The following is a 22428-nucleotide window of genomic DNA, read 5'->3' as shown; positions in this document are numbered from 1 at the left end:
GGCAGCATCGAAAGATAAAAAAGGAGACTGACATGAGCGGCGTCATCGTGTTTGCGCTGGAGATGGGCGTAGTCGCCATCATTGCGCTGGCCATCTACATGGTGATGAAGAAATAGCGCCCCTGATCAGGTCCGACAGTGTAGCGCAGCCCGCCCCCGCTGTCCCGGCGGGCCTGCGCCCTACCATGCCAACCCCTCAGCAAAGGAAGAAACGATGGATTTGAAACTCAAAGGCAAGACCGCGCTGGTATGCGCATCCAGCAAAGGCCTGGGCCGCGCCTGCGCGCTGTCGCTGGCGCGTGAAGGCGTACACGTCACCATGCTGGCACGCGGAAGCGAAGCGCTGGAAGCCGCCGCCGCCGAGATCCGTGCCGAAGTCGCCGCCACCGGCGCCACCATCACCACCGTGGCCTGCGACATCACCACCCCCGAAGGCCGCGCCCTGGCCCTGGCCGCCTGCCCGGCACCGGACATCCTGGTCACCAACGCCGGCGGCCCCAAGCCAGGCGACTTCCGCGACTGGACCCGGGACGACTGGATCGCCGCCGTGGACGCCAACATGCTCACCCCCATCGAGCTCATCAAGGCGACCGTCGACGGCATGATCGCCCGCCGCTTCGGCCGCATCGTCAACATCACCTCCAGCGCGGTGCGCGCACCGATCGACATCCTGGGCCTCTCCAACGGCGCCCGCTCCGGCCTGACCGGTTTTGTCGCCGGCCTGTCCCGCAAGACCGTGGCCCACAACGTCACGATCAACAACCTCCTGCCCGGCCCCTTCGAAACCGACCGCCTGCGCTCCACCGCCACCGGCGCCGCGCAAGAGAGCGGCCGCACCGTGGACGAAGTCCTGGCCGAACGTCGCAAGCTCAACCCGTCGGGGCGCTTTGGTGACCCGGCCGAGTTTGGTGACGCCTGCGCCTACCTCTGCAGCGCACAGGCCGGTTTCATTACCGGTCAGAACCTGTTGATGGATGGCGGGGCTTATCCCGGAACGTTCTGAGCGGGCTTGCGGCTACCTTAGGGCTGGCGGCCGCAACAGCGCTACATGAGCGGCATCTGCTTGCATCGCGGAAAGAGGTGGATGCAAAGCAATTGATGTGATGTATAATGCGGCCCTCGTGCGACAGGCAATGCCCTGTCGCATCGCAAGGAGGTTTGGGTGAGTGGTTTAAACCAGCAGTCTTGAAAACTGCCGACGGGGTGACCCGTCCGTGAGTTCGAATCTCACAGCCTCCGCCAGAACATCATATAGAACGGGCCTTTACGGCCCGTTTCTATTTTCAGCCCATGAAAAACGACATCCACTCGCTGAACACTCCCAAGCAAGAGCACATCGGAGTTGATGAAAAAGGCGGGAGAACAGATTCCTACGCGGCGTCTCTGGGTGAACCCTGACCGCTGGTTGAAGACCCGTCAATGGTCGGAGGTCATTCCAGCGCTGGCCAATATGGTTGCTGCGGTCAAGACCTGACGGAAACAATAGTAAACACTGTATCGCGGGTGTTCCATGGAACCATAACGGTATCAAAGAATAGGCGGCCGAGCGGCCGAGGTGGAGCGGGTCCTTCGGTCCGCATCAGATCTTTTGTCTGATGCGGACTGAGGCAAAAATCCCGATTGCGCTCAGGAGCATAAGCGCATGCTCAGCAGCAATTGTTCTCAGCCGGCGCCTCATCGGTATTTCAAATCATTAGAAGCAATTCTAAGACCCGAACCGATACGATACCGAAACCTGTGCTGCCAAGGGGCGACTCGGACTCAACGTGTAGTTGAAGTTCGATGCGGATCCACCAGTGTAGTAACGTCGATTAAACACGTTGAAGACGTTGAACTGCGTCTTCCATGGACCAGTCTGATACGCGAGCATGAGATCGGTGCGAGCGTAGCCAGCCAGCTTGAACGTATTGGGCAAGCTCGCTTCGCGTGCACCCATGGCGTAAACGCCGGCGCCGGCCTTCAGGCCCGGCAGCGATTTGAACTCATACGTAGTCCAAACGCTACCGCTATGGCGAGGCACATTGGTCAGCGTGTCACCCACCGGAGTGCTGGTATCTGCCCGCACGGTCGCCTGGGTATAAGCATAGCTGGCGATGACTTGCCAGCCTGCGGCGATGGCTCCCGTGACATCGACCTCCAGGCCACGGCTACGCTGCTCTCCACTCAGGACCTGCAGCAATGGGTTGGCCGGATCGGTAGTGAGGATGTTCTTGCGCTTCAGGTTGAACAATGCCACCGAACCGGTAAGTCGGTCCTTGATCAGATCCTGTTTCACGCCTACTTCGATTTGTTCTGCCACTTCGGCATCATAAGTGACGTTGCTGCCGCTATGCCCCACGTTGGGAGCATGGCTGCGACTCCAGTCCGCGAACAGCGAAGTCGTGTTCCAGGGCTGCCAAACCAGACCCAGCCTGGGTGACAACGCAGATTGCTCGCCACGCCCCACGACAACATCACTCTGCAGAGACTCATTGACGAAGCGATCGGCCCGCAACGCAAGCATGGCCTTGATTTCCGGAGTGAAGGTAACCTGATCCATTACATACAAGCCGTAATCCTTGCCACGTCCCTGGTGGGACTGCAGAGGATCACTCGCGGTCAGCCCCGACACATAGCTGGAATTGAACAGATCCAGTGTCATGGTACTCACCGTCGAGCCGCGACTACCCACTTCCAGATAGCCGTAGTCGGCGCCTGCGAGCAACTTGTGTTTCAAGCCTGCCAGCGTTACATCGCCCACCAGTTCGGCACGAAGCCCGTATTGGCGCGAAGCCTCGTCCGTATTGCCGTAGACCGAATAGTCCAGCAAGTTTCCAGTTGCGGTGGTGCTGTTGGGGAAGCTCTGGGTGGATAGCTGTCGAGCGTTGATATATTGCATCGACAGTCGCAGTTTCCATTGATCAGACAATGCGTGTTCAAACAAGAGTGTGGCTGCCTGGGTATCGTTCTTTCCGCTGTCGCCGGCGACGCCAGGGTATGTGCCATCCAGAAGGCCGTAATAACGTGTCCGTGATAGCGACTGGTAATTTTCCACCGCAGGAATACCCGCATCGAAACCGTCACGGCGAAGATGATTGAATTCGGTCAGCAGCGTGATGGAGGTTCCACGATGATCGTCCCAGCGGATCGAGGGCGCGACAGACCAGGAGTCGTAGTCCGTATTGTCACGATAACCAGAGCCACGTTCAACTGCTGCGTTGAGGCGCACGCTCAGGTTCTCATCCAGTGCATGATTCAGATCGAGCGTGGTACGCGCCAGACCGTTGCTGCCTGCGGTAACGCCAATTTCGCCAAAGTTCTCCCGCTCGGGACGCTTGGAGACCGTATTGATATACCCCCCTACGGCTCCAATGCCACCATATAAGGCGCCCGCAGGTCCTTTGAAGACGTCCACCTGATCGATGCTCTGGACATCGCGGAACGCATAGTAACCATAGTTGCGAAAGCCATCGCGCAGCCCATTGCTTTCGCTGAATCCGCGGATGTTGAAGAAAGTCGCACCATTGCCGCCGTAGTTGGATTCTGCGTGCACACCGCTGACGGTCTCCACCAGCTGATCGATCCGCGTTACCCCGCGATCCTTCAGCACCTCCGCGGGAACTGTCTGAATGGATGCCGGATAATCTTTCCAGGCAATATCGGTGTGGGTGGTATCCGCTGCCGAATCGACCGCACTGGCCGGACCTGCGGAGGAACCGAACACGGTGACCACAGGTAATTCTGCTGCATCTTGGGCGTGAGCCATGCCGCACAGTCCCGAAACAAGTGCTGCGATGATTGTTTTATTCATAAGGGCCGGAAAGGAGATGGTGCCAGAGATGACGGGGGAGTGGCTGCCAATCCTGCCGTGCAGGCGACCTTCATCACTGTTATTGCCCCCCCATCCAATTAACAACCGAGACGATACGGTATGGCACCTGTAGAGAGAATGTGACAATTTGTCGCACGCATCACACCCAACCCTGCGCGCATAATTCGGTTCTTCTCCCATCTAGGGCGAGTCAGCATGGCTCGCTACATGAAGGCTTAAAACATCATGGAAGTCAGTCCTTACGGCCTTCAGAGCTTGTGGGCTCAGGGTGACATGGTCACGCGCGGAGTCGCTATCCTGCTGATAAGCATGTCCATCGCCTCCTGGTATGTAATCCTGACCAAGGCACTTGACCTGCTACGCATGCGCAAATCTGCCGAGGCCGCCCGGAGCGATTTTTGGACTGCAGGCGATCTGGAGAGCGCCCTGGCTACTTTGGGACATGACACTCCATTTTCCGCGCTGGCCCGTGCCGGCAGGACGGCGCTTCTTCATCATCAACAGCACCATGGATATTTGCATGAGCAGCTTGCCATCAGCGACTGGATCACCCTCGGTTTAAGGCAATCCATCGATGAAGCTGCAGCGCGTCTGCAAGCAGGCATGGCCGTTCTGGCATCCGTGGGCTCGACGGCACCGTTTGTTGGCCTCTTCGGAACAGTCTGGGGGATCTATCACGCACTGGTCTCCATCGGCACCACCGGCCAGTCAAGTATCGACAAGGTTGCCGGCCCCGTTGGGGAGGCGCTGATCATGACCGCATTGGGGCTCGCCGTAGCGATTCCCGCCACCTTTGGCTATAACGCGCTGGTACGGGGCAACAAGAGCACGCTGGCACGCTTGAACAAGTTCGGTTTCGACCTGCATGCCTTGTTCGTGACGGGCGCTCGCGCAGCGGAAGACCAAGCCAATGCGCCGCCCTTGAGAGGCACCCCATCCCCGCAGGAGACAGTGCGCCAGCCTGGCATGTCGCTCAGGCGGTAACGCTGCTGCACTTTTATCAGACCTCCCGAGTTCATATTCAATAACCGGGCCAACGAGAGAGGAAGCGCCGTCACGGTGTACCCAGCTTGCACAAGACTGGTTGGTCGCCCTGCTGATCAACTTGGTTTGAATGCAGGCGTATCGATTCAATCTGCATGACAACCAGCACCCAGGCCCTGACACGAAAAATGGCAGATCAGTTGGCCTTCCGATAGCCCGAAATCCACTTTAAACGATGAAAAAGACTTCCCTCGCAGCCGCCATCGCATTGATCTATCCATTTGCAACAGTCGTCATGGCGCAATCCAGCAACGCCTCCTCGACTCCCATCACCAATGCGGTCGCTTCTGAAAGCATTTCGGACAAGCAGCCCGTGTCTTCGGTGCTTCCTGAGGTTGTCGTTACAGAGGAGAGTCCGGGCTACGCTGCTTCACGGTCCAGCTCGGCGACACGTACGGATACACCATTGCTTCAGACACCGCAGTCTGTCTCCGTATTGAAACGATCCCTCCTTGACGACCAGGACGTCCACAGCCTCTCTGATGCACTCGTCAACGTTTCCGGGGTGGTGCCGACCAAGCCGGAGGAAGCATTGTTCATCGCTCCCATCATTCGAGGATTTCCTGCGGAGACCTATCTGGATGGTCTGTCCATCTTCGGCGGAAACCAACAAGCATTCAATCCAGCAGGACTGGTCGGCGTCGAACGAATCGAGGTGTTGAAAGGACCAAGTTCGACCCTGTATGGCGGTGGCCTGGGCTCTCCCCTGGGCGGGCTCATCAACATAGATTCGACGCGTCCCGAGATTGGCAGAAATGGCGGCTTTCTTGGTATTCGAGCGGGCAGCTACTCCACCACCAACCCCTATGGTGACTACAACGTAACACTGAGCGACAAGCTGGCAATACGTCTCGCAGGGGAATACCAGGACAATACAAGCTGGATCGACAAGGTCCACGGGAAACGCATATTCTTCCAGCCCAGCATCCTGTTCAAGCCCGACGCGCAGACCGAGATTCTTTTTTCTGGCCAGTACAACCGTACCCAGCAGCTTGAGTACTCAGGGCTGCCGGCTCAACAGGCGCTGGCGGGTCAGCTTTATCGCAATGCCTTTCCAGGTGCGCCCAATGGCCAGCCCATGACTGATATCAACAATCGTCTCGGAAAGATCGAGTTGCGCCACAAGTTTGATGACGGTGTTCGTCTGGAGGCGTCCGCACAGTTCTACACCAGTAACGTTGGCGAATACGGAAGCTTCATCTATCCGGCACTGGCAGCGCCCGATGCTTCTACGCCCACCACCTATCCGATCTTCCCGCTCACCATGAGCACCAGAACGCGCGAAACCGCTCTCGACGCGCATTTGATCGCGCCAATGAACATGCTGGGCGGCCGTCACGAATGGGTCGCTGGGGTTGCATACGACCTGACGAAGTTCTATTCGGGGATGGGCTTTGATGGGACGAGCGTCGGCTCGATTGATCTTTCCAACCCTCAATACAACCTCGCCTTTGGCGACAAGACCCCCATCAACTCGACGCAGACGGATCGCTACCGCACGCTCGCAACTTACGTACAGGACCAGGCTCACTATGGTCGCTGGCACTTCACTGGTGCACTGCGGCTGACCCAGCTTGAGTTTCAGGAGGCAGAACAGGGGACCGACAAAACTTACCACCATGTTTCGCCGCGGGTAGGCGTCAATTACGACCTGCTACAAGGGCTGGCGCTGTATGCGGGTTATGCGACTGCCTTCCGCGCACCATTCGGTTTCATCGGATCAACGATACCCAAGCCCGAAACATCCAGGAACATCGAGCTTGGTATCAAGCTTGACGATAAAGCGCGCAAGCTGTCGGGAACGCTGGCCGTGTTCGAACAAACGCGCGACAACGTCGCTACAGCCGACCCCGGAAATCCCCTCGTGTCGATTCAGACGGGGCAGCAACGCGCACGCGGATTCGAGGCCGACATGACCTGGGAACCGGTACGAGCGTTGTCCTTGCTGGCGAACTACGCCTATACCCAAGCGGTAGTCACGCAAGACAACACGATCCCGGTTGGGGACACACTGGCCCGCGTGCCAAGGCATAGCGGACGCCTGGCCTTCCGCTATCGCGTACTGGATGGCGCCGCCGAGGGATTGTCATTCGGCGCCGGTATCACGGCACTCGGTCAACGTCAGCTGACCTTGCCCAATACCGTCTCCGTGCCAGGAATGGCGACAGTGGATGCCCAGGCCGCCTATGACTTTGGTCAGTACACTCTTCAGCTTTCCGGATACAACCTGACGGGCCGGCGAAGCTACGAGTCCTATCAGTATTTCGGCTTTCCGGTCGTCATACCGACACAGCCGAGATCGTTTTACCTGACACTCAAAGTCAATATCTGAGTACAGCAGATTGTGTCTGCATGGAGATCAAGGATTTGTGCAGACGTAATTCGAAGCAGATCTGATCGCCGCAGTATCGTGCCTGGGTCCCGTGTAACGGGGATACTGCGGGTATTGGCAAAGTGGGAGGGCTCGAACTACCCTCCCACTTTCATCCAGTTTGCGCGCAATCAACGTGCCGGGCTCCGCGCCGTTTGCAATCCAGTTGTCCAGTACGGACAGCAAGTCAGTATGGTCAGGACCAACGCCTCCCTCGCAATGGTTGACGCCCGGGGCCACGTAGAATCGCGTTGAATGATCGGCATTTTCCCCTCCGACCACTTGCCGCATCTGCTTCATGTAATCGATGGTGGAGTTCACGCTCAGCGCCGCATCTGCCCCTCCCTGCCAGACAATGAGCTTGCCGCCGTGTCCGATAAAAGGCCGGATATCGGGATCAGTCGCGTCATTCAACGTGGCCATCGCATCGAGGGCCGCCGGTTTTTTATCCCAAGGTCCGTACGCTATCGAGTCCGCAGTTTCATCCTTCGCGAGATAGTATTTAACGGCCGTATCCTGCATCACATACTGCCCGGCAACCTTCAGATCACCGTTTCCGGATACCCAGACGCCAAAATTCATCGGATCATCTTCGTTGCCGGTCAAGTTAAAACCCTTGGCAACGTAGGTATTGCTACCCTGGAATTTGACATCGGTGATCCACTGGGTGACCACGGCGATCTGCGCGTCCGATAAACAATGTTCGCCGGCATCCTTACCGCTTGAGCAACGAAGTGCGGCGACGTTGACACGGCGGGCGGTACATGCTGCCGGATTGGCGACGATGCCATCCACAACGCCATCCAGTTTGTCGCAAGCTTGTCTCACGTGCCTGGCCAGTAGCGCTATCTTCGCCGCCTTGAACTCGGCACCCGGAGCCGAAAGCGCCTGTGCGATGCGATGAAATGCGCCGTTGAAGCCCACCCAGTTGAACGCTGGCGCACGCGCAATCACACCATCAAATAGCTCCGGGTTGCGCTGAACGGCCATCAACCCTTCCCTGCCGCCGGTGGAATACCCTTCAAAGTACGACCTGACCGGAGGCATGCCATAGGCCTTGGCGACCACCTTCAATGCAATGGACATGACTTCCGGAACCGCTTCGCTACCGAACAGCCTGGCCGCACGTTCGTCGTTGAGTACAAACGCTGCAGACATCCCGTCGCCCTGATGACCGGAATCACTGGCAACCTCCACATAGCCCTGTCGCAAAGGTGCTGCTACCGGCGGGGGAACGAAACCGTTGTAACCGCCGCCACCGCCATAGTAGAGTTTGCCGTTCCAGGTCTTGGGAAAACGAATCTCAAAGTTCAATGAAGGTGCGATCGTGCCAGTGACCCTGCAGTAAGCTGGCATGTCAGATTTTTCTGGAATCGTTGTTGCGTTCAGAACGACGCCTCCACCGATCGGGCCAGATAACGCTGTGCAATCAGTTTCAGTACCCATTGCGCTAGTTGGTGCGCGTAGATGCGGAGCAGCGACTGGTTGCGCAGCATGGACGACATCAAGAAGGACGAATGCCAACGCCGCCGCAACTGTTCTTGCGGGCCAGATCGTCGTGAATTCCAAGATTCTCATCGGGAAAGGATAGGAGATTTCTTAATGCGGTGATTGAAAAATCGGCAGACAGAATCTGGTTGCAGCAGGCGGACAGCTGATGGCAAGAATAAGCACACGCCTCTGAATATGGGCTACTTAGGAGGCAGCAGTCCCAGCAACCTGGCCTGCCGCTCCAGCGACGGTATGCGCCATGTCCTTCCATCAATTTTCGCAAGGCCATCCCGCGCAAGAGGTCGACAAACAATTGAACGCTTTCGTCGTCCGCCTGGCGAGCATCGGACGGCCCCGTAAATCCGTTGACGCTCAGGTAGGCATCCCGTAATCCTTGCGGCAAGGAAAAACCCAGGATACGCTCGGCATCGAAAATCTCCCGTTCAATACAAGACTGACCGGTCTCCAGCGCGCCCAAATCCGACATCAAGAACATAAGGAAAATAGCGAGCCCGGAGCCCGACTCAGAATGCAATCCAATCTTCAGGTGCCGACTGATTGCGAAGTAGTTCGTTTGGAGACGACATGCCTGCCTTGCTGGAGTTGACTATTCTGCGGCAAATCAGACTCCATATCTCAGATTTCATATGCGACATATTGTCGCTATGCCTGCTCATTCCATCAGTACTGGTATCTCACGAAGGGCCACCAGCAAACATGACCAGATCATGTCGTCAGAAGCGACAGGTCGCATTGAGATAAACCCCATGATTCTCGCCGGGCAGGATATAGCGACTTACGTGCAGATGACTGGCCAGGTAGTATTCTTGTTCATCAGGTTACGAACGGCCAGCTGCAACTCGACGGCAACAATCTGCTCCACACTAAAACGTTTCTCTTTCATGTAAAACTTCTTTCCATTTTGGGAAGTCTCATTGAAAACCAACATTGGTGCTAGCTACATTTTTTCAGAGCCGATCACATAGACGCAAACAACTTCCATCCCAGCGTTCAGGCCGTTTTCGACCCAAAGCTGAGAGGCCGCGCGGATGTTCCAAACCATCCACCCCACCCCGGCGAATCACCCATGCAAGCCCCGCTGATAAGCCGCCAACACCGCCTCATGCATCACCTCCGACTGCGTCGGATGAGGAAACACGGTCGCCATCAATTCAACCTCGGTGCTCTCCAGCTCACGCGCAATGGCATAGCCCTGGATCATCTCGGTGACTTCCTCGCCCACCATGTGGGCACCCAGCAGTTCGCCGCTGCCTTCATCAAAAATCACCTTGGCAAAGCCCCCGGTAGCGCCCAGCGCAATGGCCTTGCCATTGACCGCAAACGGAAACTGTCCCACCCGGATACGGCGTCCAGCCTGGCGCGCAGCGGCTTCCGTCAGACCGACGCTGGCGACCTGCGGATGGCTGTACGTGCAAGCGGGGATCTTTGACGGGTCCAGTGCATGCGGATCGAGGCCGGCGATCTTCTCGACGCAGGCCACGCCTTCGTGGCTTGCCTTGTGGGCCAGCCACGGCGGACCGGCAACATCACCGATGGCGTACACGCCCGGTTCACCAGTGCGACCAAAGGCATCGGTCACGATGTGGCTACGCTCCACCTTCACCGCCGTGCTCTCCAGGCCCAGGTCCTCGACGTTTCCGACGATACCGGCTGCCACCAGGACCACGTCGGCCACCAGTGTGTCGGTATGCCGGCCTTCGAGCGTCACCTGCCACTCGACACCGGTGCCGGCAGCGCCATCACGCTTGACCGTCGATGCGATGCGCGCGCCGGTGTAGAGGCGCATGCCATCCTTGCGCAGCGCGTCGGCGACGTGGGCACTGATGTCTTCGTCCTCCACTGGCAGGATGCGCTCGGCCATCTCCACCACGCGGACCTCCGCACCCAGTGCGCGATAGAAGCTGGCGAACTCGATGCCGATCGCGCCGGCGCCGATCACCAGCAGGCGGCGCGGTGTCTGGCGCGGCATCAACGCTTCTCGATAGGACCAGACGCTCTCGCCATCGGGCTGCAGCCCCGGCAGCACCCGTGCACGCGCCCCCGTGGCCAGGATGATGTTGCTTGCCGTGATGACGGACTTCCCCTGCTTGCCGTCCTTGCCCTCGCCCTCGCCCTCGACCTCCAGGCGTCCGCGCCCGGCCAGGCGGGCCCTGCCCTCGACGACGGTGATCTTGTTCTTCTTCATCAGGTAGGCCACGCCCTTGTTCAGATGCGCGGCCACCGAGCGCGAACGCGCCACCATGGTCTGCAGGTCGGTCTCGGGCTCACCAACCTGCACGCCGAACCTGGCGGCGTCACGCACCAGGCGCAAGACATCGGCCGAGCGCAGCAGCGCCTTGGTGGGTATACATCCCCAGTTCAGGCAGACACCACCCAGTTGGGCCTTCTCCACCAGGACGGTCTTCATGCCCAGCTGGGCGGCGCGGATCGCCGCCACATAGCCGCCCGGGCCGCCGCCAACGACGGCCAGGTCGAAATCAGTTTGCGCTGCCTTCATCACGTATCACCTCAAATCAATGCACTCAGGGGGTTCTCGATGCAGCGCTGGAAGGCCGCCAGCCATTGCGCGGCCAGTGCACCATCCACGGCGCGGTGATCCACCGACAGCGTGACCTTCATGACCTGCGCCACGGCGAGCTGCCCATCGACCACGACCGGCTGCGACAGCGTGGCGCCCACGGCCAGGATCGCCGCCTGTGGGGGGTTGATGATGGCCGAGAACTCGCGCACACCGAACATACCCAGATTGCTGACCGTAAAGCTGCCGCCCTGGTACTCGTTGGGCGCCAGCGCACCGGATCGCGCCCGCGCTGCAAGGTCCACGATCTCGCGGCTGATGGCCGACAGGGTCTTGCTGCCCGCATTGCGTACCACCGGCGTGATCAGGCCGCCCTCGGTGGACACGGCCACCGAGATATCGGCCTGCTGGTACTTGCGCAGCGCGGCCTCGGTCCAGCTGACGTTCATGTCGGGCACGCTCTGCAGCGCCGCTGCCACTGCCTTGACGATGAAATCGTTGACCGAGATCTTGCGCGTGCCGGCAGCATTGATTTCCGCGCGCAGGGCCAGCAGCCTGTCCATGCGGCAGTCGGCACTGAGATAGAAGTGGGGAATGCTGGCCTTGCTCTCGCTGAGACGGCGTGCGATGGTGCGTCGCATGCCACTGTGGGGGATGTCGGTAAAGGCAGCACTGCTCTGCGGGGTATTGGGAATGGCGATGGCCGGCAGCGTCGCATCGCTACCGGCGGAAGCAATGGCGGCGGCAGCAGCCGTCGCAGGGGCAGCCTGCGCAGCCGCTTCCACGTCGCGCCTGACGATACGACCATGCGGGCCGCTGCCCGTCATTCCTGCCAGTGCCAGGCCACGCTCCTGCGCCAGGCGACGTGCCAGCGGGCTGGCAAAGATGCGCCCCGACGCCGCTGCGTCGGGTTCACGTTCAGGATCGGCTGCCCCCGTAGTTGCTGCTGCAGAGGCGCTGGCGGTGGCCGACGCAGTCGTGCCAGCGCCCACTGGCGGCTCCACGGCAACGCCGGCCGCCGCCAGCAGTGCGGCAATATCGACCTCGGTTTCGCCCTCTTCGAACAGCACGGCGATCGGTGCGCCGACTTCCACCTCCTGGCCCGCCGCAGCCAGTATCTTGCCCAGCACACCATTGCTGTCGGCGTCGTATTCGATGACGGCCTTGTCGGTTTCGATCTCTGCCAGGCACTCGCCGGCCTTGATGGCTTCGCCTTCCTTCCGGGACCACTGGACGATCACCGCCGAGGTCGCATTTGCGGCGATTTCCGGCATCTTGATCAGCTTTGCCATGTCATTGCCCCTCTTTCTTGAGATCGGGTCGATAGGCAGCGATGTCGCTGTACTGGACCAGTTCCAGCACATTGCCTTCCGGGTCGCGGCAGAACGCCAGATACACCCCGGGACGCGCCTCCACCCGCTGCGCACCGGTCATGAACTCGATACCGGCAGCGCGCAGGGTGGCGATGGCGGCATCGATGTCGGCCACGATGAAGGTGAGATAGGCGGCGTTGGGGCGGTCCAGGATGTAGGCGGGAGGCGTCTCGGCGCGAGGTGGCGTCCTGGGTGCCAGCAGCTTGATCCGTTCGCCATAGGGGGTCTGCAGACGGACCACGGTGTAGCCGTCGGCAGACAGGCCGGAGGGTGCCGACTTCTCGGCAGGGACGGTGATTTCACTCACAAAGCTGAAACCCATGGTGGTTTCATAGAAGCGCCGCAGCGCCGGCAGGTCACGACAGGCGATGCCCACTTCCAGGGGGACGATCATCTCAATGCTCATGGCAAATCCTTTCGGTAATCAGGCGGTATTCAGCGAACGTCAAGGCGGGCGCCCTTGTCGCGCATCACCTGCTGCAGACCGACGACGGTCTCTTCGGTACGGGCGGCAGCGGCACGTTCCAACACCTTGGAGATGCTGGGCGAAGCTTCGCCACCCACCACCCGCTGCACCGGCTGGTCCAGCCAGTCAAAGAAGCGGCGCTGGATCTCGTCGGCCAGCCAGCCGCCATAGGAAGTACCCTGCGCGCCCTGCTCCACGATCAGTACATTGTTGGTCTTGCGGATGCTCTGGCCGATGGTGTCCCAGTCGAGGCTGGCGCGGTCCAGCCAGCGCAGGTCGATCACTTCGGCGTCAATACCGGTCTGCTGTACGGCTTCCAGGGCATGCGCCACCATGGAAAGATAGGTCAGCACCGTCATCTCCTGGCCGGCACGTCGCACAGCGGCGCGCCCGAAGGGCGTCTGGTAGTCGAAGTCATCCACGGGCGCAGGACCGCTGCTGTTGTAGAGGTCCACATGTTCGATCACCAGCACCGGGTCCTTCAGCGCCAGCGCCGCGTTCATCAGGCCGACATAGTCGAAAGGCGTGGACGGCGCCACGATGCGCCATCCCGGGCTGGTGGCGAAGATACCCGCGGGGTCCATGGAGTGCTGCGAACCATAGCCGGTCCCCATCGCCACTTTGGTACGCAGGACGAAAGGCACCTCGATATCGCCGCCGAACATGTGACGTGCCTTGCCGATCTGGTTGAACACCTGATCGGCCGCCACCCACATGAAGTCCGGGTACATGAACTCGACCACGGGGCGGAAGCGGCCGTCCATGGCGATGCCGCCGCCCAGCCCGCAGAAGGCGTTTTCGCTGATGGGTGTGCCCAGCGTGCGCTCGGGATATTTGTCTTTCAGGCCACGGGTTGCGCCATTGGTGCCGCCCTTGAGGCGATGCACGTCCTCGCCCATGACCACCACCCGCTCGTCCACGGCCATGCGACGATCCATTACATCGGCCACCACGTCGATGAACTTGCGCTGCGCCAGCTTGCCGCCGAACCCGGCTTCTTCCTCGGTGCGCGCTCCCTCCAGTTCCGACAGGTCGCCACGGATACCGACATCACGAAAATCCGGGCTGGGCCAGAGTTCCGGGCGGATGCGCTTCTTGCCGGCCCGGGCCGGATCGTCTTCCGTCAGCGCCTGTACTGCCCGCGCCATGGCGGCCTTGATGCGATTGCGCAGTGCCAGGATGCCGGCCTCGTCGATCAGGCCGCGTTCGCGCATGCGCTGGCCGACCAGGTCCAGCGGGTCCCGCTGACGCCAGCTCTGTTCTTCTTCCTTGCTGCGATAGCCGAAAGCACTACCGGGGAAGCCGCCGTTCTGGTGGAAGAAACGATAGACATCGGCCTCGATGATGGTCGGCCCCTTGCCGGACCGCATGTGCTGCAAGGCCTCATTCATGGCCAGGTGCACCGCCAGCGGGTCCATGCCGTTGACCTTCCAGCTGGGGATGTTGAAGGCAGCGCCGCGTGCCGACAGACGCGGTTCGGCCGTGGCCTCGTCCACCGTGGTGGAGACGGCGTAGCCATTGTTCTCGATGAAGAAGCACAGCGGCAGCTTCCAGGCGGCGGCGATATTCATGGTCTCCAGCACCGAGCCGATGTTGACTGCACCATCGCCGAAATAGGTCACGGCGACATGCTCGGTTCCGGCATGCTTGTGCGCCCAGGCTGCACCCGCTGCCAGCGGTACCCCGCCACCGACGATGGCGTTGGTCCCCAGCACGCCCGCCTCTGCCCAGCGCAGGTGCATGGAGCCGCCGCGTCCCTGGCAGAAGCCTTGCGCCAGGCCGAGGATTTCGGCCAGCGTACGCTGCAGCAGCTGCTCGACCGCCGGGGTCAGTTCGGCCGTGGGCGCGATGCCTTCGGGCATGAGATAGGCCAATGCCTTGGCCAGGAAATGATGGTGCCCCCGGTGCGAGCCATTGACCTGGTCTGCCGCCAGCAGGGGCAGGATGGAACCGGCCGCCCCACCCTCCTGGCCGACGCTGGAGTGGGCCGGGCCATGCACCAGGCCATCCATGGCCAGTTCCAGCACGGATTCTTCGAAGGCGCGGATGATATGCATGTGCGCCAGCAGGGAGCCCAGCAAGCCGGGATCGGCGGCATTCCAGTCGGCGTCGGTGGTGCGCAGTTCGACCCAGGGCGCGGCCGGGGCGAGTGCAATATGGTCAGACATGGGCTTACTCTCCAGAGAAGAAACTGATTCGGTGATAGCGGCCGCACCATCGGAGCGGCCGGAGAAAAGATCAGAGATAGCTATAGGCCGACCAGCCGCCATCGGCCACGATGGCCTGGCCGTTGATGAAGGCGGCATGTTCGGAGGCCAGGAACAAGGCCAGGGTGGCGATCTCGTGCGGCTCACCCAGGCGACCGGCGGGCGTACGCTTCTTCAAGGCCGCCAGGTCCATGCGGCCGGTACTGACCAGTTCCTGCACCAGGGCCGTCTGTACGTAGCCCGGCGCAAGCGCATTCACGCGCAGCCCCTTGGGTGCCCACTCCACCGCCAATACCTTGGTCAGCATCACCACCGCCGCCTTGCTGGCGCAGTAGGCCGCACGCTCGGGCGCGGCCACCGTGCCATACATCGACGCGGTGTTGAGGATCACCCCGCTCCCCTGGGCCACCATGTGCCGGGCCACTGCCTGGGCGCAAAAGAAGACCCCGTTCAGATTGACGTCGATGGCATGGCGCCACTGCTGTGCAGGCAGTTCCAGGGTCGGCCGGTTGGCCGAGATGCCGGCATTGTTGAGCAGGATGTCGATACGGCCGAAACGTGCATGGACGGCCGCCGTTGCTGCCTCCACCGCTGTTTCGTCGACGATGGAAGCGACCAGGCATTCGACTTCGATCTGCGGGAAGGTCCGGTGCAGTTCCGCCCGGGCGCGCTCCAGCGATTCGACGTTGACATCCAGCAGGGCCAAATGGGTGCCATTGGCCGCAAACGCATCGGCCATGGCACGGCCGATGCCGCTGCCGGCCCCGGTGATGAAGGCGACCTGGTTGGCCAGATCGGGAAACTGCTTGTATTTGGCGGTGGCATGCAGTGCATGCGCATCGATAGTCTGATCGCTCATGGTGTCTCTTGAAGTGAAGTCGCTTGCCGGCTCATACCGCCAGCCAATCCTTGAGCAACTGGGGATTCTCCCCAAGCTCGTCGGGCGTGCCGCTGAAGACGATCTGGCCATGACCGAGCAGGCAGACCCCGGTGGAAATCTTCATGGCGATGGTCAGCTTTTGCTCGATCAGGATCACGGATACGCCACGCCGGTGGATTTCCTGGATGGCCTCGCCCACCACGGTCACGATCTTGGGCGCCAGGCCCTCGGTGGGCTCATCGATCAGGATCAGGCGCGGGTTGCCCAGCAGCGAGCGGCAGATGGTCAGCATCTGTTGCTCACCCCCGGAAAGATTGCCGGCCCGGGTGTTGCGCCGCTCCTTCAGGCGCGGGAAGAAATCGAACATCTGCTCCACCGTCCATTGGGGCGCATCGTTGCGTGCGCGTTGCACGCCCATCTGCAGGTTCTCGTCGACGCTGAGGTTGGCGAAGACTTCGCGCTCCTCCGGGACGAAGGCGATCCCTGCCCGCGAAACCGCGAAGGGACGTTGCCCGGCCAGATCGCGACCGTCCAGCAAGACCTGGCCGCCGGTGGGCGGTACCAGGCCCATGATGGCGCGGGCCGTGGTGGAGCGCCCCGAACCGTTGCGCCCCAACAGACTGATCACGGCGTTGTGACCGACCTCGAAATTGACACCCTGCAGGATATGGCTCTTGCCGTAGTGCGCGTGCAGGTCGCGTACCTGCAGCAGCGGCGCCTGTGCCGGTGTGGCTGCTGTGCTCATGCTGCGACCTCCTTGCCCAGATAGGCTTCCTGTACTTGCGCATTGTTGCGAATTTCCTCGGGGGTGCCGGTTGCAACCACCTGGCCATAGACCAGGACACTGATGCGGTCGCACAGCGAAAACACCACATCCATGTCGTGCTCCACGATCATCAGGCTGCGGCCCACCGAAAGCTCGCGCAGGAGCTCGGCGGTGTAGTCGGTTTCTTCCCGCGACATGCCGGCCATGGGTTCATCCAGCAGCAAGACCTTGGGGTCGGAGGCCAGGGTCATGCCGATCTCCAGCGAACGTTGTTCGGAATAGGAAAGCTCCCCGCCCAGCGTGTCACGATGGCGGACCAGGCGGACCTGCTCCAGCAACTGCTCCGCCAGTGCAGTGACCTTGCGATACTGCGAGATCGGGCGCCACAGCGTGTATTGCATGCCGAAGCGCTGCATTACGCCCAGGCGCAGGTTCTCGAACACCGACAGGCGCGGGAAGATATTGGTGATCTGGAAGGAACGCGCCAGTCCCATGCGGTTGATGCGTTCCGGACTGAGCCCGCCGATGGGCAGTTCTCCCAGCAGGATTTCCCCTGCGCTGGGCTTGAAGTTGCCCGAGATGAGATGGAACAGCGTCGACTTCCCCGCCCCATTGGGACCAATGAAGGCATGACGCTCGCCGCGCTGCAGTTCCAGGTCGACACCCCGGATGATGTGCGCCTCGCCGAAGGACTTGCTGACGTTGCGCAGGGTCAGTGCCGCCGGGCTGGTGCTGACGGGATGGATGGAGTTGACGGCGCTCATGCGGCCTCCTCTTCATTGAGTGCGTCCCAGGCACGCGTGACCCGGTTCAAGATCAGGCCACCGGCCACCAGCAGCAGCAGAGGCAACAGCCATGTGCTCACCGCGCCGGGTAGCCAGTCACGGCCAAACAGGGTGATCGCCGGCCATGGCTGGGCATCCACCAGTTGCGACTGGTAATCCGAGCCCAGGACGCGCTGCAACAGCTCCACCGAAAACACCACCGCCGCCGCACACGCCAGGGCGCCCAGTGACCAGCCCGCCGCATAGCGCGCCAGCACCGCGCTGCTACGCTGACTGCGCTGCCACCACAGCACCACGCCCGACAGGCCATTGGGCATGAACATCATCACCACCACGAAAATGAGACCCTGGTACAGCAACCAGGAGCGCGTCAGGTCCGAGACCGCATACCCGAAGAAGGTCATCACCGCCGCGCCCAGGGCCGGGCCGAAGAACACCCCGGTACCGCCGATATAGGCATTGAGCACCACCTCGGAAGACAGGCGCACATCGAAGAGCACGTAGTTGCCGGCTTCATTGTTCATCGCCAGCAGACCACCGGCCACGCCCGCAAAGCTGGCCGAGATCATGAACACCATCACCCGGGCGGCATGCACGTCATAGCCCAGGAACTTCAGGCGCATGGCGTTTTCGCGCAGACCCAGCGTGAGCCGCCCCAGGGGGGTACGGGTGAAGAAGAACAAGGCGCCCAACGAAGCCAGCACCCAGGCCAGGGTCAGGTAATAGACATGCATCGGCTCGCCAAAGGACAGGCCCCAGGCCGGCATGCGCATCGATGACACCCCTGCCTCGCCACCAAAGACGCTGGTCAGGTGCGGTGCCAGCGCGTGCAACAGTTCGGCCAGGGCCAGGGTGATCATCGAGAAATAGACACCACTACGCTGCGTCGAAAACCAGCCCGCCACCAGGCCCAGCAGACAGCCGCCAAGTGCCCCGAATATCGGCAGCAGCGGCGTGGGCAGGAGCCCCGCACCGCCCAGCGCATTCATCGCATGCAGGGTGGCAAATGCACCGATACCGAAATAGGCCGCGTGGCCGAAGGAGAGCATGCCACCCTGCCCCGCCAGCACATTGAAGGCCGTTGCAAACAGTGCCGCGATGAGCATCTGGATAGCCGCATTCACCAGCGCCTGGGGCAAAACGAAGGGAGCGATGAGCAGTAACAGCAGCACCGACACCATCAGCAGACGCGAGGCCAGCGATACTGCAGCCGGCGATCGCAGTGACGTGGCTGGGGACGCGGTTGCGGACACGGTTGGTGACACGTCTGGTCGCATTTTTGCGGCCGACCCGGGCAGGCCTGGCAAGACCTTGTTTGTGGATTCGTTCATGTGACTCACTCCTTCTCACCCATCAGCCCGGAGGGGCGAACCAGCAATACCAGCAACATCAGCGCAAACGGAATGGTGGCGGCCAGCGACGAGACCTTCAGCGTCATCAAGCCCCCCAGGTCACGCGCCCATTGTCCTGCCCCGACATAGTCCAGCGCATCGGCCAGGCTGACATCCACGCCGACGGCAAAGGACGAGATCAGGCCGATCAGGATCGATGACAGCATTGCGCCCTCCAGCGAACCCAGGCCCCCGATGACCACCACCACGAAGACCAGCACACCCAGCTCCAGGGCCATGTTCGGATTGGTGGTATAGAACGCGCCGGCGATGGCGCCGGCCAGGCCGGCCAGCGCGGCCCCCACCCCGAAGACACCCATGAAGACCAGTGGCACGTTGTGGCCCAGGGTCTCCGCCATGGCCGGGCGATAGATCGCCGAGCGCACGACGATGCCGATGCGGGTGCGCGAGAGAAGCAGGTAGATCAGGCCGAACATGAGCAGCGAGACCAGGCCCATCATCAGGCGATAGAAGGGATAGTCCGTACCGAACAGGCGAAACGCGGCAAACGAGAGCGAAGCCGGCACCTGGTAGTTGACCGGGTAATTGCCGAAGAAGAGCTTGATGATCTCGGCAATGATGAAGGACAGGCCGAAGGTCAGCAGCAGTTCATGCGCATGACCGTAGCGATGCACGCGCCGCAGGAACCAGCGTTCCACGACCACGCCCAGCAGGCCCACGATCAGGGGGGCAATGATCACGGCAGGCCAGAAGCCGATGAACTTCTGCAAGGTATAGGCCAGGTAGGCACCCACCATGTAGAAGGAGGTATGCGCGAAGTTGAGCACCCCCATCATGCCGAAGATGAGCGTCAACCCGGCCGAGACCATGAACAGCAACAGGCCGTAGATGGTGCCGTTGATCAGCGATACGGTAAAGAATTCCATAGCGTCTTCCAAGAAAACGGGACGACCGTCCCCCGCACGGGACGGCAAGGCCGCCCATGTCGATTCGGCGCCGTGCACAGGCACGGCGCCCGCTCAGCGAGTCAGATCAGGAGGGACGCTGCATCTTGCAGCTGGTCTGGACCGGGTTCACGGCGTCTTCGCCGCTGAACTTCTTGATAACCTTGAAGCCCATGTCGGTATCGTCGACCTTGTACTTGACGTTCTTTTCCACGCGGGACACGACGATGGGCAGCACCACCTGGTGGTCGGCGGCGCGAATCGAGGTCTCACCCATCGGCGTCTCGATCCTGACCTTTTCCAGTGCCTTGGCCAGCTCGGTGACATTGATCTTGTCGCCGCTGGGCTTGACCTGCTTGAGGGCCTCGCCCAGCATCTGCATGCCGAACACGGTCTGCGGCTCGATGAAGGTCGGGAAGTGACCGGTCTTGGCCTTGTAGTCGGTGGCGAATTCCTCGGTGGCCTTGTTGGTCTCGATATTGAAGGCGTGCGAGATGAAGTGTCCCAGGGCCGTGTCGCCGGCATTGCCGATGTTGCCCGGCTGGTCCAGGAAGACGGTGCCGAAGCGGACCTTCAGGCCGGCAGCCCGTGTGGCCTTCATCAGTAACAGCAGATCGTTGGACCAGTTGCCGGTGAGGACTGTATCGGCCCCGCTGGCCTTGATCTTGGCGACATAGGGAGAGAAATCCTGGATCTTGTTGACATCGTGGAGGGTGCTCTCGACCACGGTGTAGCCACCGGCGGCGGCATCGTCCTTGATGGCCTTGTCCATGTCCATGCCCCAGGAATAGTTCTGGTTCATTGCATAGACCTTGCTCCCCAGTTCCTTGGCTTCCTTCATGGCCGGCACCAGCGTCTTGACACGGATCACGGCGTTGGTGGTGAAGCGGAAATGATAGAAGTGGCACTTGTCGCCGGTCAGCTCCAGCGCCTCGCCGCCCATGTTCATGAACAGGACTTCCTTGCCGGCATTGCGCAGGTTGTGCTTGCGCACGTCTTCGGTGATCTGGCCGGAGACGGCAGACGAAGAACCCTGGATGATGATCTGCGCACCGGCGGCAATGGCCGCCTTGACCTTGTCGGAAGCGCCGGCAGGTCCGCCCTGGTTGTCATACTCGGCCAGTTGCACGGCTTGCCCGTTCCATCCGCCGGCGGCGTTGATGCGATCCATCTCGTACTTCACTGCAGCGCGATAGAGCAGCCCGGTCGAGGCTTGCGGGCCGGACAGGGTTTCCACCAGCGCGATCTTCAGGGGCGCGGCGGCCTGGGCGGGACATGCGATGGCGGCCAGGACCAGGGCCGACAATGATGTCAGCGAGGACAGTGACGACAGCGACGACAGGGGCACTCCGATGTAATTCTTGCTCATACCTCATCTCCGTTATATTTGTAGGATTCCAGGTCTTGCACTGCCGGCGCCCGGGCTTCCGTGCGAGAGCCGCGCCGGTGCGGCTCCCTTCTCAAGGGGTGGCACGCCTCTCAGCGCAACCCAAGGAACTGTTTCATGCTTTCAAGCTGGGCCTGCATCATGTAGCGGCCAAAGTGCAGCGCCAGTCCGCGCCTCTGGGCTGCCGCCAGTAACGGGGTCAACTCCACCTTCATGACCGCCTCCGCCACCAGCGCATCGGTGGGCAGGCCTTCCACGGCGAATGGCAAGGCATCGTCCGGGTTCAGACCCAGCGAGGTGGAATTGATGGCCAGGGTGTAATGGGCGGGATGCGCCGTCGCCACGTGGGCATCCAGTTGCGGGTAGTAGCGACGCAGTTCGGCCACCAGATGTCCCGCACGTTCCACACTGCGGTTGTACACGCCGATGGCACCCGCGCCGTGCGCCGCGAGGGCATGTGCAATGGCCTTACCGGCACCACCGGCACCGGCAAGATAGACCCGCCGCCCCACCAGCGCATGCCCCTGGGCCAGCAAGCCACCGACGAATCCCTCGCCATCCAGATTGCTGCCGACCAGGCGCATGCCTGCTTCACCAGAGGCCTCTGCCTGTCCCGCCTCCGCCGCATCAAACCGCACGATGTTGACCGCACCGACCTGGCGCGCTGCATCGGTCAGTTCATGGCAGAGGGAGAGGATGCTTTCCTTGTGGGGAATGGTGACGATCAGGCCGGCCATGCTCCTGACCCTGGCCAGCGCTGCCACGACCGATGCAAGATCGTCTGGCGCCACCTGCACCGGCACCACCACGGCATTGATTGCCTTGCTCGCCATCAGGGCATTGAAAGCCTGCGGGGTCCGCACATGGCCGATCGGATCGGCCAGGATACCGATGACCCGGGTATGTCCATTGATGATGGGGGACGCCATCTCCTGCGCACTGCGCTCCCCGGCTCCAGCCAGACTCACGGTATCTCCTTCGCAAGTGGCGCCTTGCAGCGCTCTTCTTTTCCG

At 61.2% G+C, this 22428-nt stretch carries 17 protein-coding genes, 1 tRNA gene and 1 pseudogene; 5 read left to right on the top strand and 14 right to left on the bottom strand.

From position 1 onward, the window contains the following. Nucleotides 1-213: 213 nt before the first annotated feature. The 3 genes and pseudogenes from ACEOAC_RS11520 to ACEOAC_RS11510 all read left to right on the top strand — a co-directional run. Nucleotides 214-1002, top strand: coding sequence for an SDR family oxidoreductase (locus tag ACEOAC_RS11520; RefSeq protein ID WP_006464048.1), 789 nt, complete (start codon nt 214-216; stop codon nt 1000-1002). A 149-nt stretch (nt 1003-1151) separates the two neighbouring features. After that, nucleotides 1152-1241: transfer RNA gene (locus ACEOAC_RS11515), tRNA-Ser, on the top strand. Between the two features lie 57 nt (nt 1242-1298). Continuing rightward, nucleotides 1299-1473, top strand: a pseudogene (locus ACEOAC_RS11510) (hypothetical protein); the annotation flags it as partial. Nucleotides 1474-1704: 231 nt separating this feature from the next. On the opposite strand, the gene ACEOAC_RS11505 reads toward ACEOAC_RS11510, so the two are convergent. Continuing rightward, a complete protein-coding gene (locus tag ACEOAC_RS11505; protein ID WP_413444687.1) occupies nt 1705-3789 on the bottom strand; it encodes a TonB-dependent receptor in 2085 nt (694 codons plus the stop codon). Between the two features lie 246 nt (nt 3790-4035). Here ACEOAC_RS11505 and ACEOAC_RS11500 point away from each other — a divergent pair, with 246 nt between their 5' ends. Beyond that, nucleotides 4036-4794, top strand: a complete 759-nt coding sequence (locus ACEOAC_RS11500; RefSeq protein ID WP_241811701.1) for a MotA/TolQ/ExbB proton channel family protein — start codon at nt 4036-4038, stop codon at nt 4792-4794. A 235-nt stretch (nt 4795-5029) separates the two neighbouring features. Continuing rightward, entirely contained in the window at nt 5030-7186 is a 2157-nt protein-coding gene (locus ACEOAC_RS11495) for a TonB-dependent siderophore receptor (RefSeq protein ID WP_241811702.1), read from the top strand. A gap of 27 nt (nt 7187-7213) precedes the next feature. Here ACEOAC_RS11495 and ACEOAC_RS11490 read toward each other — a convergent pair whose 3' ends face one another. The 13 genes from ACEOAC_RS11490 to ACEOAC_RS11430 all read right to left on the bottom strand — a co-directional run bounded on the left by ACEOAC_RS11490 (nt 7214) and on the right by ACEOAC_RS11430 (nt 22383). Beyond that, nucleotides 7214-8794, bottom strand: coding sequence for a tannase/feruloyl esterase family alpha/beta hydrolase (locus tag ACEOAC_RS11490; RefSeq protein ID WP_413444686.1), 1581 nt, complete (start codon nt 8792-8794; stop codon nt 7214-7216). Continuing rightward, complete coding sequence (locus tag ACEOAC_RS11485; protein ID WP_413444685.1) at nt 8730-9212, bottom strand: hypothetical protein; 483 nt, start codon at nt 9210-9212, stop codon at nt 8730-8732. The genes ACEOAC_RS11490 and ACEOAC_RS11485 overlap by 65 nt, the downstream gene beginning before the upstream one ends. A 585-nt stretch (nt 9213-9797) precedes the next feature. Then, a complete protein-coding gene (gene lpdA, locus ACEOAC_RS11480; RefSeq protein ID WP_413444684.1) occupies nt 9798-11234 on the bottom strand; it encodes a dihydrolipoyl dehydrogenase in 1437 nt (478 codons plus the stop codon). Between the two features lie 11 nt (nt 11235-11245). After that, a complete protein-coding gene (locus ACEOAC_RS11475; protein WP_413628852.1) occupies nt 11246-12547 on the bottom strand; it encodes a pyruvate dehydrogenase complex dihydrolipoamide acetyltransferase in 1302 nt (433 codons plus the stop codon). A gap of 1 nt (nt 12548) precedes the next feature. Then, the gene (locus ACEOAC_RS11470) at nt 12549-13034 is read right to left on the bottom strand and encodes a VOC family protein (RefSeq protein ID WP_241811707.1); all 486 of its coding nucleotides are present in this window, start codon (nt 13032-13034) and stop codon (nt 12549-12551) included. Between the two features lie 29 nt (nt 13035-13063). Then, complete coding sequence (locus tag ACEOAC_RS11465; RefSeq protein ID WP_413445026.1) at nt 13064-15262, bottom strand: thiamine pyrophosphate-dependent enzyme; 2199 nt, start codon at nt 15260-15262, stop codon at nt 13064-13066. 70 nt (nt 15263-15332) lie between these two features. Continuing rightward, on the bottom strand, nt 15333-16160 hold the full coding sequence (locus tag ACEOAC_RS11460) for an SDR family NAD(P)-dependent oxidoreductase (RefSeq protein ID WP_413445027.1): 828 nt from the start codon (nt 16158-16160) through the stop codon (nt 15333-15335). Nucleotides 16161-16191: 31 nt separating this feature from the next. After that, complete coding sequence (locus ACEOAC_RS11455) at nt 16192-16926, bottom strand: ABC transporter ATP-binding protein (RefSeq protein WP_413445028.1); 735 nt, start codon at nt 16924-16926, stop codon at nt 16192-16194. Then, nucleotides 16923-17711, bottom strand: coding sequence for an ABC transporter ATP-binding protein (locus ACEOAC_RS11450; RefSeq protein ID WP_234294910.1), 789 nt, complete (start codon nt 17709-17711; stop codon nt 16923-16925). Before ACEOAC_RS11450 ends, ACEOAC_RS11455 begins: the two co-directional genes overlap by 4 nt. After that, on the bottom strand, nt 17708-18913 hold the full coding sequence (locus tag ACEOAC_RS11445) for a branched-chain amino acid ABC transporter permease (RefSeq protein WP_077235253.1): 1206 nt from the start codon (nt 18911-18913) through the stop codon (nt 17708-17710). Before ACEOAC_RS11445 ends, ACEOAC_RS11450 begins: the two co-directional genes overlap by 4 nt. Nucleotides 18914-19068: 155 nt before the next feature. Then, on the bottom strand, nt 19069-20010 hold the full coding sequence (locus ACEOAC_RS11440) for a branched-chain amino acid ABC transporter permease (protein ID WP_039875110.1): 942 nt from the start codon (nt 20008-20010) through the stop codon (nt 19069-19071). A gap of 106 nt (nt 20011-20116) precedes the next feature. Further along, complete coding sequence (locus tag ACEOAC_RS11435; RefSeq protein WP_006463052.1) at nt 20117-21397, bottom strand: branched-chain amino acid ABC transporter substrate-binding protein; 1281 nt, start codon at nt 21395-21397, stop codon at nt 20117-20119. Nucleotides 21398-21507: 110 nt separating this feature from the next. After that, nucleotides 21508-22383, bottom strand: coding sequence for a shikimate dehydrogenase family protein (locus ACEOAC_RS11430; protein ID WP_413444719.1), 876 nt, complete (start codon nt 22381-22383; stop codon nt 21508-21510). Between the last annotated feature and the right edge of the window lie 45 nt (nt 22384-22428).

The organism is Herbaspirillum frisingense, assembly GCF_047325095.1.
Taxonomy (GTDB): domain Bacteria; phylum Pseudomonadota; class Gammaproteobacteria; order Burkholderiales; family Burkholderiaceae_D; genus Herbaspirillum; species Herbaspirillum frisingense.
Note: the sequence above shows the minus strand (reverse complement) of the source record. Positions and strands in the feature narration are given on the sequence as shown.

What these genes read in the sequence shown, in the direction of transcription:
- ACEOAC_RS11500 (WP_241811701.1), top strand. Translation starts at nt 4,036, where the DNA reads ATGGAAGTCAGTCCTTACGGCCTTCAGAGCTTGTGGGCTCAGGGTGAC.
- ACEOAC_RS11505 (WP_413444687.1), bottom strand. Translation starts at nt 3,789, where the DNA reads ATGAATAAAACAATCATCGCAGCACTTGTTTCGGGACTGTGCGGCATG.
- lpdA (WP_413444684.1), bottom strand. Translation starts at nt 11,234, where the DNA reads ATGAAGGCAGCGCAAACTGATTTCGACCTGGCCGTCGTTGGCGGCGGC.
- ACEOAC_RS11495 (WP_241811702.1), top strand. Translation starts at nt 5,030, where the DNA reads ATGAAAAAGACTTCCCTCGCAGCCGCCATCGCATTGATCTATCCATTT.
- ACEOAC_RS11455 (WP_413445028.1), bottom strand. Translation starts at nt 16,926, where the DNA reads ATGAGCACAGCAGCCACACCGGCACAGGCGCCGCTGCTGCAGGTACGC.
- ACEOAC_RS11435 (WP_006463052.1), bottom strand. Translation starts at nt 21,397, where the DNA reads ATGAGCAAGAATTACATCGGAGTGCCCCTGTCGTCGCTGTCGTCACTG.
- ACEOAC_RS11445 (WP_077235253.1), bottom strand. Translation starts at nt 18,913, where the DNA reads ATGGTGTCGGTGCTGCTGTTACTGCTCATCGCTCCCTTCGTTTTGCCC.
- ACEOAC_RS11485 (WP_413444685.1), bottom strand. Translation starts at nt 9,212, where the DNA reads ATGTTCTTGATGTCGGATTTGGGCGCGCTGGAGACCGGTCAGTCTTGT.
- ACEOAC_RS11470 (WP_241811707.1), bottom strand. Translation starts at nt 13,034, where the DNA reads ATGAGCATTGAGATGATCGTCCCCCTGGAAGTGGGCATCGCCTGTCGT.
- ACEOAC_RS11460 (WP_413445027.1), bottom strand. Translation starts at nt 16,160, where the DNA reads ATGAGCGATCAGACTATCGATGCGCATGCACTGCATGCCACCGCCAAA.
- ACEOAC_RS11465 (WP_413445026.1), bottom strand. Translation starts at nt 15,262, where the DNA reads ATGTCTGACCATATTGCACTCGCCCCGGCCGCGCCCTGGGTCGAACTG.
- ACEOAC_RS11450 (WP_234294910.1), bottom strand. Translation starts at nt 17,711, where the DNA reads ATGAGCGCCGTCAACTCCATCCATCCCGTCAGCACCAGCCCGGCGGCA.
- ACEOAC_RS11440 (WP_039875110.1), bottom strand. Translation starts at nt 20,010, where the DNA reads ATGGAATTCTTTACCGTATCGCTGATCAACGGCACCATCTACGGCCTG.
- ACEOAC_RS11520 (WP_006464048.1), top strand. Translation starts at nt 214, where the DNA reads ATGGATTTGAAACTCAAAGGCAAGACCGCGCTGGTATGCGCATCCAGC.
- ACEOAC_RS11475 (WP_413628852.1), bottom strand. Translation starts at nt 12,547, where the DNA reads ATGGCAAAGCTGATCAAGATGCCGGAAATCGCCGCAAATGCGACCTCG.